General features: G+C 65.9%; 16 protein-coding genes. 3 read left to right on the forward strand and 13 right to left on the reverse strand.

Annotated elements, in window-relative coordinates:
* Positions 1 to 98 precede the first annotated feature (98 nt).
* The 9 genes from glnA to DN412_RS06115 form a co-directional block, all read right to left on the reverse strand.
* Positions 99 to 1,574 (reverse strand): type I glutamate--ammonia ligase, encoded by a 1,476-nt coding sequence (gene glnA / locus DN412_RS06080; protein ID WP_115013676.1) that lies wholly within the window; start codon positions 1,572 to 1,574, stop codon positions 99 to 101.
* 108 nt (positions 1,575 to 1,682) lie between these two features.
* Positions 1,683 to 2,138, reverse strand: coding sequence for a hypothetical protein (locus DN412_RS06085; protein WP_115013677.1), 456 nt, complete (start codon positions 2,136 to 2,138; stop codon positions 1,683 to 1,685).
* Between the two features lie 166 nt (positions 2,139 to 2,304).
* Positions 2,305 to 3,078, reverse strand: coding sequence for an anti-sigma factor family protein (locus DN412_RS06090; protein WP_115013678.1), 774 nt, complete (start codon positions 3,076 to 3,078; stop codon positions 2,305 to 2,307).
* Positions 3,075 to 3,596 carry a sigma-70 family RNA polymerase sigma factor gene (locus tag DN412_RS06095; RefSeq protein ID WP_115013679.1) on the reverse strand — a complete coding sequence of 174 codons (522 nt, stop codon included), beginning with the start codon at positions 3,594 to 3,596 and terminating at the stop codon, positions 3,075 to 3,077. The genes DN412_RS06090 and DN412_RS06095 overlap by 4 nt, the downstream gene beginning before the upstream one ends.
* 40 nt (positions 3,597 to 3,636) lie before the next feature.
* The gene (locus DN412_RS43730; RefSeq protein WP_167471072.1) at positions 3,637 to 3,795 is read right to left on the reverse strand and encodes a hypothetical protein; all 159 of its coding nucleotides are present in this window, start codon (positions 3,793 to 3,795) and stop codon (positions 3,637 to 3,639) included.
* Between the two features lie 123 nt (positions 3,796 to 3,918).
* Complete coding sequence (locus tag DN412_RS06100) at positions 3,919 to 5,121, reverse strand: cyanate transporter (RefSeq protein ID WP_115013680.1); 1,203 nt, start codon at positions 5,119 to 5,121, stop codon at positions 3,919 to 3,921.
* Positions 5,118 to 6,302 carry an amidohydrolase family protein gene (locus DN412_RS06105; protein ID WP_115013681.1) on the reverse strand — a complete coding sequence of 395 codons (1,185 nt, stop codon included), beginning with the start codon at positions 6,300 to 6,302 and terminating at the stop codon, positions 5,118 to 5,120. Before DN412_RS06105 ends, DN412_RS06100 begins: the two co-directional genes overlap by 4 nt.
* Positions 6,303 to 6,318: 16 nt before the next feature.
* Positions 6,319 to 7,794 (reverse strand): sodium:solute symporter family protein, encoded by a 1,476-nt coding sequence (locus tag DN412_RS06110; protein ID WP_115013682.1) that lies wholly within the window; start codon positions 7,792 to 7,794, stop codon positions 6,319 to 6,321.
* The gene (locus DN412_RS06115) at positions 7,791 to 7,988 is read right to left on the reverse strand and encodes a DUF3311 domain-containing protein (protein ID WP_115013683.1); all 198 of its coding nucleotides are present in this window, start codon (positions 7,986 to 7,988) and stop codon (positions 7,791 to 7,793) included. The genes DN412_RS06110 and DN412_RS06115 overlap by 4 nt, the downstream gene beginning before the upstream one ends.
* A 188-nt stretch (positions 7,989 to 8,176) precedes the next feature.
* Between DN412_RS06115 and DN412_RS06120 the strand changes: the two genes are divergently transcribed.
* The 3 genes from DN412_RS06120 to DN412_RS06130 all read left to right on the forward strand — a co-directional run bounded on the left by DN412_RS06120 (position 8,177) and on the right by DN412_RS06130 (position 11,284).
* A complete protein-coding gene (locus tag DN412_RS06120; RefSeq protein WP_115013684.1) occupies positions 8,177 to 8,935 on the forward strand; it encodes a GntR family transcriptional regulator in 759 nt (252 codons plus the stop codon).
* Between the two features lie 199 nt (positions 8,936 to 9,134).
* Positions 9,135 to 10,091: a D-2-hydroxyacid dehydrogenase gene (locus tag DN412_RS06125; protein WP_115013685.1), complete on the forward strand. Its 957-nt coding sequence runs from the start codon at positions 9,135 to 9,137 to the stop codon at positions 10,089 to 10,091.
* A gap of 38 nt (positions 10,092 to 10,129) precedes the next feature.
* Positions 10,130 to 11,284, forward strand: a complete 1,155-nt coding sequence (locus tag DN412_RS06130) for a glycerate kinase (protein ID WP_115013686.1) — start codon at positions 10,130 to 10,132, stop codon at positions 11,282 to 11,284.
* 50 nt (positions 11,285 to 11,334) lie between these two features.
* On the opposite strand, the gene DN412_RS06135 is transcribed toward DN412_RS06130, so the two are convergent.
* From DN412_RS06135 to DN412_RS06150, 4 genes are read right to left on the reverse strand one after another with little or no spacing between them, the layout of a single operon-like run.
* A complete protein-coding gene (locus DN412_RS06135; RefSeq protein WP_115013687.1) occupies positions 11,335 to 12,303 on the reverse strand; it encodes a Bug family tripartite tricarboxylate transporter substrate binding protein in 969 nt (322 codons plus the stop codon).
* Positions 12,304 to 12,342: 39 nt separating this feature from the next.
* Complete coding sequence (locus tag DN412_RS06140) at positions 12,343 to 12,729, reverse strand: VOC family protein (protein ID WP_115013688.1); 387 nt, start codon at positions 12,727 to 12,729, stop codon at positions 12,343 to 12,345.
* Positions 12,730 to 12,748: 19 nt separating this feature from the next.
* The gene (locus DN412_RS06145; protein ID WP_115013689.1) at positions 12,749 to 13,711 is read right to left on the reverse strand and encodes a hydroxymethylglutaryl-CoA lyase; all 963 of its coding nucleotides are present in this window, start codon (positions 13,709 to 13,711) and stop codon (positions 12,749 to 12,751) included.
* 13 nt (positions 13,712 to 13,724) lie between these two features.
* Entirely contained in the window at positions 13,725 to 14,927 is a 1,203-nt protein-coding gene (locus DN412_RS06150; protein ID WP_115013726.1) for a CaiB/BaiF CoA transferase family protein, read from the reverse strand.
* Positions 14,928 to 15,083: the final 156 nt, after the last annotated feature.

The following is a 15,083-nucleotide window of genomic DNA, read 5'->3' on the forward strand; positions in this document are numbered from 1 at the left end:
CACGACGAGCGGCAATGTCTGTGCGCTTGCGTACCTTGAGTTGTCCCGCTTGCCGGCCGTAGCCCAAGGTCCGTCTGGCCGTCCGGGGCGCAGGGCGATCAGATGTCGAAGTAGAGGTAAAACTCCCACGGGTGTGGCCGCAACTTCAATGTATCGATCTCGCGGGTGCGCTTGTAATCAATCCAGGTCCTGATCAGGTCTTCAGTGAAGACATCCCCTTTTCGCAGGAACGCCGAGTCGGATTCCAGCGCGCAAAGCGATTCTTCGAGGGAACCCGGAACCTGCCGGATGCTGGCGGCTTCCTCCGGTGGCAGTTCATAGATGTTCTTGTCGAGCGGCTCGCCGGGGTCCGTCTGGTTTTCAATGCCGTCAAGGCCGGCGAGCAGCATTGCCGAGAAGGCAAGGTAGGCATTGGCGGACGGGTCAGGGCAGCGAAACTCAACGCGCCTCGCGCTTGGCGAGTCCGAAACCATTGGAATCCTGGCTGCGGCGGATCGGTTGCGCTGCGACATGGCCAGATTGACAGGCGCCTCGTACCCGGGCACCAGCCGCTTGTAGGAGTTTGTGCTCGGTGCGCAGAAAGCCATCAGCGCGGGGGCGTGGCTGAGCAAGCCGCCAATGTACCAACGGCACAGCTGGGACGTCTGCGCCCAACCGTTCGCGTCATAGAACAGGTTCTCGGCGTCGCGCCAGAGGCTCTGGTGGCAATGCATGCCGCTCGCGTTATCGGCAAACAGGGGCTTGGGCATGAATGTGGCGACCTTGCCGTGGCGGCGCGCAACGTTCTTGCAGATGTACTTGTACATCATCACGTTGTCTGCCATGCGCGTCAGTGGCGCAAAGCGCATGTCGATTTCATTCTGGCCCGCGGTGGCGACCTCATGGTGATGCACCTCGACCTGGATGCCGGCCTGCATCAGCGCGAGTACGATTTCGGAGCGGATGTCTTGCAGTGTATCGCTTGGCGGCACGGGAAAGTACCCTCCCTTGTAGCGCTGCTTGTAGCCAAGATTGCCTCCGCCATAGGCGCCTTCGTCCCGGCCCGAGGTCCATTCGCCTTCGGCGGATTCGACATGGTAGTAGCAAGAGTGCTGGTCCTGCCCGAAGCGAATGGAGTCGAAAATGAAGAACTCCAGTTCGGGGCCAACGTAGCAAACCGTAGCAAGACCGGATTGCCGGAGGTACCGTTCCGCCTTTCGTGCGATGTAGCGCGGATCGCGCGAATAGGGCTGGTGCAGGACAGGGTCCAGCACGTCGCAGATCAACGCCAGCGTTGGTGCCGTGCAAAACGGATCGATGAATGCCGTGGCCGGGTCAGGCCTGACCAGCATGTCGGACTCGTGAATTTCCTGGAATCCCCGAATGGAAGACCCATCGAAACCAATGCCGGCCGAGAACAAGTCGTCGTTGATTTCCGGCAGCGTGATCGAGAAGTGCTGCCACACGCCGGGCAAGTCGGTGAACCGGAGGTCAACGACCTGGATCGCGTGCGTCCGGATCAGATCGATGACTTCACCGGGGGTTTGCGGCGGCGCAAACTGATAGCTGCCGGGTTCTATTGAGACCATGCTCATGGCCGCCTCCGTCGTCTGCCCCGGCATAGTCCAACATTAGCCTGTCAAATTCCGAATGAAAAGTGCCTCCTCAACCTACCTCGCGCCTAGCCTGACTGTCCGCCCTCTTCAGTGGTGCATGCCGCCACCATGAAAGCCACCATGCGAACCGCCCCCACCCTGGAATCCTCGGTGGAAGCCGCCCGGGAAGCCGCCATGGAAGCCACCGTGAACGATCACTCCCGACCTGCGGAAGAACACCCGGTGCATAGGGTGGAAGTGATGGAAGCGGTCGACGAAGATCACACTGGCGCCGAAGCCGACGCCGACCGGCGCCCAGTACCAGGGATCGTAGTAATAGGCCGGGGGTGCATAGGTGACCACTCCGCTGGCGCTGTCGACCAGTTGCCAGGTCCCGTCGGGCTGCAGGCATGCCACGCCGGAGATATCCTGCAGCACGCCGCCAATCTCGGCCTGTCCAACCACTTGCTGGCAGGGCGTCGACTCCAATTCCTCGGCCGGCGCCGCTGCGCCAAAGCTGAGGCCTGCGAACACTGTCGCCACGGCCGCAAAAGCCTTGCCCATGATTGTCACTCCGTCCTCAAAGTCCCGACGTATGCGCCCTCGCGGATCTCATGGCACATCGGTTTGCCTGCCGGGCCGCGCCGGGCATTCGCTGCCATGGCGGTCCTGCATGGTGTAAACGGATCAGAGGCACGTTTTATTCCATGCGGCGACTTGGCGGCGGGCTTCACTGCCATGCCTGCGGATTGCCGCCCAGGCTGCCGCAGACGTCAATCGCGATCTCGCGCAGGCGCGTCTCGCTGCGTTGGCCTGAGAGTGCGTAACCGGCACCCGCACTGGCCCAGTAGAACGTGCGCCGGTCATCCTGGCGCAGCAATCGGAAGGCGGCGCGCTGCGGCGCCGCCGCGGTGATATACAGCGTGAGGCGCTCGCCTGCCTGGTTCTGGTACATCATCTGTGCCGCCGGACCTGCCGCGCCCGGTAACAGCCGCCCGCCCATCAGCGTGTAGCCGTACTCGTCCAGCACCGGGATGGTCAGCGTGCGCCCCAGGCGGCGCGACAGCCATGCCACCAGGTGCGCCTGGTCGGTTGCAGCCACTTCCACCGGATGGCGCTGCTCCGGCGCATAGACCGCGTAGGCGAGGTCGGCATGGCGGGCGAAATCCCAGGGATCGGCCTCGTGCGCAGGCAGCCAGGCGTTGCTGGTGCCAAGCACCATCCCCGCGCCGACGCAGGCCAGCGCAGCCGCCGCGCGCCACCACCATGCGCGGCGCGGCTGCACCAGTACATAGCGGACATCGCTCGGCAGCGGAAACAGCGACCTGAGTGCCGCGCACTGGCGCTGGTAATCCGCTACGCGTGCGGTGGCCTGGACATCATGCGCCAGGGCAGCCACAAGCTCGGCCTGCTCATGCGGCGCAAGCTCACCATCGACCAGCGCCGAGAGCCGCTCGATCTCCGGCCCCGTTGGCAGGGCGGCGGAACCCCGATCGTCAGTCATGGCCTCTTCCTCACGACTTTGAAAACATTGGGCCGGCTGCCGGCGTCGCCGCCGAGCAACTCGCGCAGGTGCTCGCGCGCCCGTGACAGCCGCGACATCACCGTCCCCACCGGCACCTGCAGGATGGCGGCGGCTTCCCGGTAGCTCAGTTGCTCCAGCGCCACCAGCAGAAGCACCTCGCGCTGCTCCAGGGGCAGGCGGTAGAGCGCGCGCTGCACATCGAGCAGCAGCAGCCCGTCGACCTCCCCGGCGGGCGCTTCCAGCTGTTGCCACAGCGGGTCATCGGCATCCAGGGCCAGCTCGTGGCGCTTGCGCAGCTGGTCGATATAGAGGTGGCGCAATATGGTCATCAGCCAGGCGCGCGTATTGCTGTGGGCGCGCAGCAGCGAGGTGCGCCCAAGCGCGCGCTCGACCGTGTCCTGCACCAGGTCGTCCGCCCATGCGGCATCGCCCGTCAGCGCGCGCGCATAACGATGCAACTGCGGCAGGCAGGCGGCGAGGTCGTCGCGCAGGCTCACCGGGATGCGTTCTCCTCGAGGTCGACCCCGTCAGGACGTATCAGTAGCCGCTGCGATACCCGTCGCCCGTGCCCCGGCTGCTGCGACCCTGGGACTGGGCCGAACTGCCAGAGGAAGGATCCATGCCACTGTCGGTGGAACACGCGGCCACTGCCATCACGGCAAGCAGCAGGCCGGAAATCAGACGGAGCACGTTCATTTCGATCTCCAGGAGGGGCAAGCCTTGGAATCAGCACAATTGCGCCTCGAAAGCGATGCCAGGCACCCGCACCTTGCTGCCGGCGCGATCCTGTCAATGCAGTAAACGCTTCGCAGCGGCGATTTATTCCGCTGTCGCCTGATTTTGCCCCTGGTAGCCAGCCGGATGAAAGCGCCAGGTCATGGCGATCAGAATGACCGCGTTGATGGCAAGCGCGATCCATGCCGGCGAGAAGCTGCCGCTGATATCCCGGATCCATCCCGTCGCAAACGGCGAGACCGCGGCGATCATGAAGCCGACGCCCTGCACGAACGCGCTCAGTTGGCCGGCTTGTTCCGGATGGTCGAGGTGATCGAGGGTCAGGATCAGGCTCAGCGCGAAGGTGCCCCCCAGGCCCAGCCCCACCGACCCTGCCCATGCCACGGCGCCATGCGCCGGGCTGACGATGCAGCCAAGGAGGCCAACGAGCATCAGCGACATGCCCAGCGCCAGCCAGGGCCGTCGGTCGGGGTTGCGCCGGGCCAGCCATGGCAACGCCAGGGCGGCCAGGACCTGGCACGCCGTCATGCAGGCCAGCAGCGCGCCGCTTTCCTGCGCGCCGCGGCCTTGCTGCATGTAGAACGCCGGCAGCCATGCCACCATGCTGGCGTAGAGGCTGTTGATCAGCCCGAAATACAACGCCAGCAGCCACGCCCGGCGCCGGGGCACGGAGGCGCCGGCTGAGGCCTTGGGGATACTGCGTGGCGCGAGGGCGGGCCGACGCGTACTCCACCAGAGCACCAGGCCGAAGGCGGCCAGGCCCGCCCACACCCCCAGCCCGGCATGCCAGTCATGCAGGCGCTGGGCGACCACCGGGCTGAACGCGGCGCCCAGTCCGCCGCCCGCCATGATGGCCGCCGAGTAGATGCCCATCGCGGTCGGCGTGCGCGCCGCATAGTGTTGCTTGATCACGCCCGGCATCAACGCCTGGATGATCGCGATGCCGCACCCTGCCAGGCCCGCGCTGGCGATCAGCCACGAGGCATCCGTCACGAAGAAGCGCAGCGCGCAGGCAAGGCCGATGGCCACCAGACCCGTTGCGATGCCGGTGCGCTCGCCCAGCCGGCGGCCGAGCGTGGGCCCGGCAAGCAGCGCGAAGCCTCCCATGGTCAGCACCGGCAGGACCGTCAGCATGGAAGCCAGCTGGTAGGTCATGCCCGTGGCTTCACGGATTGCCGACAGCAGCGGGCTGACAGACGTCAGCGTCGGGCGCAGCGTGAGTCCTACCAGCAGGATGGCCGCCAGCAGCCCGGACCGGTCGCGGTCAGGCGCGGCGGATGCGTTCATGCAAGGGCGCCATTGCGCGCCACGACACGGCCGGCCGACACCACCAGTTGCCTGACCGGCCGGGCCACGACCGCTTCGGCCACCGTTTCCGCCGCGACCAGCACCAGGTCGGCCCGGTCGCCCGGTGCCAGGCCGTAGTGTTGGAAGCCGCATGCCGCCGCCGCCGCGTGTGTCACGCAGTCGAGCGCAACGGCGAGCTCGTCGTCGCGGCGGAAGTTGTTGCGCAGCCCGATCAGCATGGCCCGCTCCAGCATGTCGGGGGAACCGTAGGGCGTCCAGGTATCGCGGATGCCGTCATTGCCGCCCACGATCCTGACGCCCGCGGCGCGGCACGCGGCGACCGGCGGCACCGGGCGCGACGGCGGCGCGGTGGTGACAATGACCACGCCCAGGTCGGCGATGCGCTGCAGCAGCGCATCGCGCTCGCGTTCCGCAATGTCGCCAAGGCAGAAGGCGTGGCTGACGGTGACCATGCCGCGCATGCCCAGCGCGGCCGTGCGTTGCAGGATCAGGTCGAGGGACCAGGCGCCCATGCTGCCGGGCTCGTGCAGATGGATGTCGAGCGGGCGGCCATGGCGCTGCGCGAGGCCGAACAGCAGGTCCAGCGCGCGCACCGGGTCGCCTTCGATGGCGCAAGGGTCGAGTCCGCCCAGGATGTCGGCGCCGCTGCGCAGCGCTTCGTTCAGCAGGGCTTCCGTGCCAGGGCGCCCGAGCACGCCCGACTGCGGGAAGGCGACGATCTGCATGTCCATCTGCGCGGACAGCGCGTCGCGCGTGGCGACCACGCCGTGCAGGTGGCGCAGGCCGGCATCGGTATCGATATCGACATGGGTGCGCAGCCGCGTGGTGCCGGCGGCAAGGAAGGCGCGCGCGAGCACCAGCGATTGCGCGCGGGCATCGTGGCCGGTGGCGGCGCGCCAGCGGCGCTCGTTGTCGATGCGGTCGGTCAGGTTGGGGCCGACCTCATTGCGATACCACGGCATGCCCCACAGGGTCTTGTCGAGGTGGGTATGCGCTTCCACCAGGCCCGGCAGCGCCAGGGCGCCGGCACCGTCCTCGACCTGGCATCCGGGCGGTACTTCGAGCCCTGAGCCGATGCGGACGAACCTCCCTCCCTCCATCAGGATATCGGCCATATTTCCGGCGGGGAGCCGGACCTTGCGCACCAACAATTGAGTCATTGCAATTCCCGTTATGTCAGGATGAAACGGCCTGTGCCGCCGGCATCATGGTCCGGCTGCGCGTGAGCGCACCGACAATCACGAACACAGCCAGGTTGACGGCCAGCGCCAACAGCCCGGCATTGAGCGAATGGACGGCGGGCCAGCCCGGCAGCCATGCCGCGAGACCCTTGCCCGACAGCGTGAGATGGCCCAGCACCGAGCCCCCGGCAAGGATCCCGGCGAACGCCGCGTACTTGTTGCCGAACTGGCGCGGCAGCAGGCTGAAGAAGAACGACGGGAAGAGCTGCGTCAGCAGGCTGGAGGCAAACAGCGCCAGCGCCACGAACGTCGCGCCGCCGCGCAGCACGAAATACACGGCTGCCAGGCCGAACAGGGGCAGCACGCTCTTGGCGATCAGCGTGATCTGCCGTTCCGTCGCATGCGGGGCAAAGCCTTGCTGGTAGACGTTCTTGGCGATCAGCGTGGACGCGCTCAGCAGGATGGTGGAGCCAGGCACCAGCGCGGTCAGGATGCCGGCGCCGCCGATGACGCCGATAAACCACGGGTCAAAGGTCTGCTTGGCCAGCCTGAGCAGCGCGAGATCGGAATCCGCGCCCTCCAGGCCGGGTACCTTCAGGATGGCCGCGAAGCCCACGAGGAACATGAAGGCGATCACAAGCTGGTAGATGGGCATCACCACCGCGTTCCTGCGTACCGCCTTCGCGCTTGACGCCGAATACACCGAGATGAACACATGTGGGTACAGGAAGTAGCCGAGCATGGTCAGCAGGATCGTCGAGTTGTACCAGGACAGGTTCAGGCCTTCTGCCGGCATCTGCAGGAAGCCGGGGTGCGCCGTCTCGATCGCCTGGAACATCGCCCCGAAGCCGCCGTAGTAGTGAAACGGCAGGTAGATGCCCAGGAATACCGCCAGCGAGACGATCAGGATGTCCTTGAAGATCGCAATGCTGGCCGAACCATGGATGCCCGAGACCAGGATATAGCAGACCATCGCCAGCGCGCCGCCCCAGACTGCCACCGGTTCCGAGATGGAGCCGTACGAGGCCTCGGACACGATGATTCCCAGCCCGCGCAATTGAATGATCAGCAGCGAGGCCATGCCCAGCACGGCCACCAGTGACACCAGCACGCCCAGCGCGCGGCTGTCGTACTTGCTGGCGAAGTAGTCGGAAAACGAGACCAGCTTGTGCGCCGTGGCGTAGCGCCACACGCGCGGCAGGATCCAGTAACCAAGCAGGTAGGCCAGGCACCCGTAGGCGAGGATATAGAACACCGGCGGTCCCTTGCTGTAGGCCCATCCGCTTGCGCCAAGGAAGATCGTCGTGGAGAAGGATTCGCCCGCCATCAGCAGGAATACCAGCACGGTGCCGAAACCGCGGCCACCGACCGACCATTGCTCCAGGTTCATGGTCCGGCCGCCTTTCGCGCGGATGCCGACGAACAGGGCAAAGGCCAGGAAGAAGGCGATCACGAGAAGGGCGCTGCTCATGGCTGCTCCTCGCATTCCCTGCCGTCATGGCGGGACATCGCCGCCATGATCGCCGAGGTCAGTACGGCCCACAGGCCGTTCCAGAACAAGAGGAAAGGGATGCCCAGCACGAGGGAGTGAACGTGCTGGGCAATCAGACCGCCACTGTAGATGGCGATCAGCGGCAATGCCGCCAGCCAATGGATGGGTTTCACGGTGTCTCCTCCGCGGTGTCGTTTTGGTTGACCAAGTGTAGGATATTTGGTCAACCAGAATGGTTGGTGATTTCCCGGACGAATGGATGACCATGTCGCGCATCGCATACAATGAGTAGCGCGCCGCTTCCTCCTCTTCAGCGATGGCACATGCTGCTGACGTCGCTTGCCACACAGGAATCCCTTCCATGTCTACATCGCTCATCCGTCACACCAGGCCCGATGCCGCGGAGGACAGGGGCAGTGCCGATGCTCAGGCCGAGGCGGGGGTGGAAGACCGCGTCCATGCGGCGATCACGGCTGCGCTGCTGGCCGGCAAGCTGCGCCCCGGCATGCCGCTGCGCGAGCGCAGCCTGGCAGAGGCCTTCGATTGCACGCGTGGCGCGGTGCGCAAAGTGCTGGCGCGACTGGGCGCGGAGGGCAAGCTCGACCTGGAGCCCAATCGCGGCGCCTTCGTGCCGCGGCCCTCCGTGGAGGACATACGCGAGGTCTACAGCGCCCGGCGTGCGGTCGAAGTCGGCATCGTGGCCACGCTGTGCGGGCGTTTATCCGCCGAACAGCTGGCCCGGCTGACACAGCACGTGGAGGCCGAGGAAGCGGCCTTCCACGCGCATCGCCGCGAGGCGTCCGCCCGTCTTGCGGGCGGCTTCCATGCGCTGCTGACCGAGATGGTTGGCAGCGCCGACCTGCTCGCGTTCGTCCAGCGGCTGATCGCCAAGACCGAGCTCTACAAGGCGCTGTACGATCCGGAGGAGTACATCGAGTGCGCGCCGACGGAGCACCGTGAACTGGTCGAGGCGCTGAAGACACCATGCGTGCAGGCCACCATCGACATGATTACCACGCACCTGAATGACATCGAGAGGCGCGTGGTGGAGCAGGCCATCCGGGCAGAGGAAGTGCCGGATGTGAAGGCGATCTTCGCGGCGGGGCTGAAGCGGCCCTGAATCCTTTCCCGTTCGGAAAGCATGGTGGAGCAAGCCGCGCTTCCAGGTCGCCCCGCCTTCCCCTCATCATGTCCGTGGCGCACCGCCGGGCCGCGCAAGACAGCCCCGTCGGCGAGCGCTCGTCCATCCATCCCAACGGGATGACGGTGCCCGCCACCGGCGCGCAACAGCCGCCCATCGAACCCCGGACCCAATTCCCATGAAGATCGTATTCCTGGACCGTTCCACCATTTCGCCGCAAACCACGCTGCGTGCACTGCCGTTCCCGCATGAACTCGTACTCCATGCCGAGACGGCCGACGAAGACGTTGCCGCGCGCATTGCCGACGCGGACGTGGTCATCACCAACAAGGTGAAGCTGGGCGCCCGCCAGATCGCCGGGGCGCCGAACCTCAGGCTCGTCGCCGTGGCGGCGACCGGCACGGATGTCGTCGACCTGAAGGCCTGTGCCGAACGCGGCATCGTGGTCTCCAACGTCCGCAACTATGCCGTCCATACCGTGCCGGAGCATACGTTTGCGCTGATCTTTGCGCTGCGGCGCAGTCTGGCGGCCTACCACGATGCCGTCAGGCGCGGCCGCTGGCAGGAATCCGGCGCCTTCTGCTTTTTCGACTACCCGATCCGGGATTTGCACGGCTCGGTACTTGGCATCATCGGCGACGGCGTGCTCGGGCAATCGGTGGCCAGGATGGCGAGCGCGCTGGGCATGACGCCGCTGTTTGCCGCACACAAAGGGCGCGAGAACATGGGCTCTCTGTACACGCCTTTTGACGAAGTGCTGCGCCGTAGCGACATCATCACCTTGCATTGCCCGCTGGTAGCGCAAACGCGCAACCTGATCGACATGACCGAGTTCGCGAAGATGGAGCGTCGCCCGCTGCTGATCAACACCGCCCGCGGCGGACTGGTCAATGAAGCGGCGCTGGTGCAGGCATTGCAGTCTGGCCAGGTGGCCGGGGCCGGCTTTGATGTCGCGACGCAGGAGCCGCCCGGCGCCGATCATCCGTTCCATCAACTGAAGGATGCACCAAACTTTATCCTGACCCCGCACGTGGCCTGGGCCAGCGATGAAGCCGTGCAAGGCCTGGCCGATCAATTGATCGACAACATCTGTGCCTTCGCGCAGGGCACCCCCACGAACGTGGTGCTCGGATAGCAACGCGATCGACAACCAACTAGCGGAGCTACCTGATCATGACCGACACAGCAGGATTGAAGGTTCTGGTTGCACCGGACTCGTTCAAGGGCAGTCTTTCGGCAGCTGCGGTGGCGGACCGCATTCGCGCCGGCATCCGCCGCGCTGTGCCTGATGCCGACGTGACGCTGGCACCGATTGCCGATGGCGGTGAAGGCACCGCCGAGGTTCTGGCGGCGACACTGCCGGGCATCTGGGAAGACGTGATCGCCACGGACGCCAATGGCGAGAGGAAGACCGTCCCATACTTCCGCAGTCGTACGCGGGAATTTGGTGACCTTGCCATCTTCGAGGTGGCCGAGGTCGTCGGCCTGCCGCAGGCTGTGGTCGAGCCGGGCCTGCGCACGACACGGGGCGTTGGCCAGGTTATCCGGGCGATCGCCGGACGGGGTGTCGATACCATTGCCATTGGGCTGGGCGGCTCTTCCACCAATGACGCGGGTGCCGGGTTGCTTGCGGAAACGGGTTTCCGCTTTACCGATGCGGAGGGCAACGCATTGTGGCCGTGCCTGGATGCATTGGACACGATCAGTGCCGCGACATATCAGTTGTCCGCACAGCTCGGCGGCGTCAGGCTTATCGGCCTGTCGGACGTCAACAGCCCGCTCTGCGGGCCTGACGGTGCGACCTTTGTCTTTGGCCCGCAGAAGGGCGTCCGGGACCTTGCGGCTGTTGATGCCAAGCTGGAACGGTTTGCGCAGCGATGCGCTGTCGCTGTCGGACGGGACCTTGCCGACGCGGAGGGCAGCGGCGCCGCCGGCGGTATCGGCTTCGCGCTGCGCCTGCTTGGCGCCGAGATGGTGTCCGGCGCCGCGTTCGTGCTGGGCGCTGCCGGCATCGATGCCGGGCTTGGCGCCTTCCACTGGGTCATTACCGGCGAGGGCCGGTCCGATGCCCAGACGATGATGGGGAAGGGGCCCGCGATGATTGCATGCATGGCGCGCCAGGCTGGCGTGCCGGTCACGCTGCTCTCCGGCGCCATCGAACCCGATGCCGCGCTGGCGGAGGCCTTTGACGGATGCATTTCCATCCAGCAAGGGCCGGTATCGCTCAGCGTTGCGATGGCGAATGCCGCGGCCTTGCTGGAGGACGCGGCGTTCCAGCTGACACGTTGCTACAGCGCCGCCAGCCGGCGGGGGAATCGCCGCAGCTAATAGACAAGTCTCCCCGTCGGGGGAGACTTCATCCGATCCGGTCAGAGCATTCAGTCCGCGCGAATATTGGACGTCTTGACCACACGCGCCCACGACGCCAGCTCCTGGTCGACAAACTTCCCCAATTCCTGCGGACCCATATAGGCAGCAAACGCTCCCTGTTCCTCGATCTTCTTCTTGTAAGTCTCGCTGGCCACAATCTTCTTCACCTCCTGCGACAACCGCTCGACGATGGCCGGCGGCGTGCCTGCCGGGGCAAACAGCGCAAACCAGGATTCCACCTCATAGCCGGGCAGGCCGGCCTCCGCGGTCGTCGGAACGTTGGGCATCGACGGATGGCGCTTCGGGCCGGCGTAGGCAAGTGCCTTGATCTTGCCTGCCTGCACATGTCCGATCACGCTGGGCGGCGTGGTGATGAACATATCCACCTGTCCGCTGATCAGGTCGGTGATCACGGGGCCGGCGCCTTTGTAAGGCACGTGTGTCATCGGCACCCTGGTCTGCCGCGCCAGCATCTCGCCGGCGATATGCTGGATCGAGCCGTTGCCGGACGAGGCATAGAACAGGCCCTTGCCGTTGCTCTTGCCGTAGGCAATCAGTTCGGTCAGCGACGTCACCGGCAGCTTGCCGCTGACGGCAATGACGTGGGGCGCGCGCATGACCAGCGCCACCGGGGCGAAGCTGGACGGCTTCCAGCGGATCTGCGGGAACAGCGCCGGATTGCCGACGTGGTAGCCGGAGTACTGCAGCAGCAGCGTATAGCCGTCTGGCGCCGCCCGGGCCACGGCTTCGGTGCCGATGTTGCCACTGGCACCGGGCTTGTTGTCCACGACCACGGGCTGGCCAAGTGCGGCCTGCAGTGGCTCGCCGATCAGGCGGGCAACGATATCGGTTGATCCCGCCGGGGCGCTGGGCACCACCAGCGTGACGGGTTTGCTTGGGTAGGCACTGGCGGTATAGCCCGGGGTGGCGGCAGCCAGGGCTGTCAGGGCGGCCGCGGCGATGGTCATGCGTTTCATTGATGTCTCCTCCATAGTTTTGTAGTCGGTGGCCGGTCGTCAGTCGACCAGTTCCGATATCTCGATCAGGTTCAGGTCCGGATCGCGCACGTAGACCGAGCGGATCTTTTGCGTGGCGCCGGTGCGCGCCACCGGCCCTTCGACGATGGGCCATTGGCATCGCTGCAGATGCGCGATGACATCGTCCAGCGGGACGGACGCGATAAAGCAAAGATCGAGGGCGCCGGGAACGGGCAGGTGTGCCTTGGGCTCGAACTCGGCGCCGCGCTGGTGCAGGTTGATCTTCTGGTTGCCGAAGCGGAAAGCCAGGCGGCCGTTGCCAAAGGTTTCCAGCTGCATCTGCATGACTTCGGTGTAGAAGTGCCGCGTGGCATCGAGGTCGACGCAGGTGAGCACCAGGTGATCGAGATGGTCGATAAGGGGCATGATGGCTTCCAGTGCAGGGTCAGGCGGCAGGCGCCCGGAAAGCGCGCTGTTCGGGAATGGCATCGGCGGCAGGCATCGGATGCAGGTCGAGGCGCCGGCCGGCCTTCAGCAGCTGGCTGGGGACGTCATGGCCGATCAGCTCCGGCAAGCGTGCCGCGGCATTGAGGACCGCCGCGAGGTCCACGCCAGTGTCGTAGCCGTCCAGCTCCAGCATGTGGACGAGTTCCTCGGTACAGACGTTGCCGGTCGCGCCCGGGGCATATGGGCAGCCGCCAAGGCCGCCAAGCGAGGCGTCGAAGCGGTCGATGCCCTGGCCGAGTGCCGCCAGCGTATTGGCCAGCGCGAGGCCGCGGGTGTTGTGGAAATGCAGGGTCAGCGCCAGCCCGGGGAACTGCCTGCGGGCCGCTTCGCACAAGCCGGCAACCTGCGACGGGAAGGCCATGCCGGTGGTGTCGCACAGCGTCACGCCATGTACGCCCAGGTCGGCGAAGCGCTGCGTCCAGCCCAGCACGGTCTGCACCGGCACGTCGCCCTCCATCGGGCAGCCCATGGCCGTCGACAGCGAAACATTGATCGCGGTCGGGGTCTCGCGCACCACGCGGATGACGTCGGCAAGCTGCGCGAACGATTGCTCGCGCGACATGCGCAGGTTGGTGCGGTTGTGGCTTTCGCTGACCGACATCACCAGGTTGACCTCGTCGACCTGGCAGGACAGGGCGCGCTCGGCGCCGCGCACGTTTGGCACCAGCACTGTGTAGACCACGCCCTCGCGCCGCGCGATGCGATGCATCACCGCTTCGGCGTCGCGCAGCGCCGGGATCGCCTTGGGCGAGGTGAAGGAAGTCACCTCGATCTTGGCATAGCCGCATGCGCTCAGGTCATCGATCAAGGCGACCTTGTCATCGGTCTCGACGAAGCGGGACTCGTTCTGGAAGCCGTCTCGCGTGGCAACTTCCTGGATATACACCTTCTTGGTAGTCATGCCGGTCTCCTTCTCAGATAATCCCTGCTGCGCGCCAGGCCTCGCGCTGCCCCGCGCCGATGCCAAGGCCTTCCAGGACCGCGTCGGTATGCTGGCCAAGCGCAGGGGCCGGCGTGGACAGTTCGCCAGGCGTGGCTCCCAGTTTCGGCACGATGCCGGGCAACTGGACGGGGGTGCCGTCGGGCAGTTGCGCGTCCAGGATCATGTCGCGCGCGCGGTAGTGCGGATCGCTGGCGATATCGGCGATGTCATAGATCTTGCCCGCGGGAATGCGCGCTTCATTGAGCGCGTCGAGGGCCGCTTCGAGGTTGCGCTGTGCCGCCCATTCGCCAATGGCGGCGTCGAGCATCGCGACCTGGGCGACCCGGCCATCGTTGCGGGCCAGGGCAGGGTCATCGCGCAGGTCAGGCCGCTCGATCATCTCCATCAGCCGCCTGAAGATGCCGTCGCCGTTACCGGCGATCAGCACGTACTTGCCGTCGGCGCAGCGGTACGCATTGGTCGGCGCGATGCCGGGAAGGCTGCTGCCGGCCGCTTGCCGCACGGCGCCGAACACCGAGTATTCCGGCAGCAGGCTTTCCATCATGTTGAACACCGACTCGTACAAGGCCACATCCACGACCTGGCCCTTGCCGCCGTTCTGTTCCCGGTGCCGCAATGCCAGCAGGATGCCGATCACACCGTGCAGCGCGGACAACGAATCGCCGATGGACACGCCCACACGCACCGGCGTGCGGCCCGGCTCGCCGCTCAGGTGGCGCAGGCCGCCCATCGCTTCGCCGATCACGCCGAAGCCCGGCCGGTCGCGATAGGGGCCGGTCTGGCCATAGCCGGATACGCGCAGCATCACCAGCCCAGGGTTCAACGCGTGCAGGCCATCCCAGCCCAGGCCCCAGCTTTCCAGCGTGCCCGGGCGGAAGTTCTCGATCAGCACGTCGCTTTGCGCGGCCAGCTTGCGCACCACGTCCTGGCCTTCCGGTGTGCGCAGGTCCAGCGTGACGGATTGCTTGTCGCGGGACTGCGCCTCCCACCAGACCGAGGTGCCTTCATGCAGCAGCCGCCATTTGCGCAGCGGATCGCCCGTGCCGGGCGGCTCGATCTTGATGACCTCCGCGCCGAACGCCGCCAGCATGCGCGCGGCGAACGGCCCCGCGATCAGCTGCCCGAGCTCCAGGACACGAATGCCGGCAAGCGGCTTTGACTTCGTTGCTTCCATCTCCATGACTCCTGCTGTTTGCGGAGATAGTGGGTCAAAAGCCGTCGCCTGGTAATCGATGGATTTTCAATCGTCCTTTCCGGAATGGAAAAGGATGACATTTTTCGCCGGAGGAAGACGGATAAACGGCGCGGGCGGCGGAAATGCCGGCCATTC

It is taken from the genome of Cupriavidus lacunae (assembly GCF_003353055.1).
Lineage (GTDB): Bacteria > Pseudomonadota > Gammaproteobacteria > Burkholderiales > Burkholderiaceae > Cupriavidus > Cupriavidus lacunae.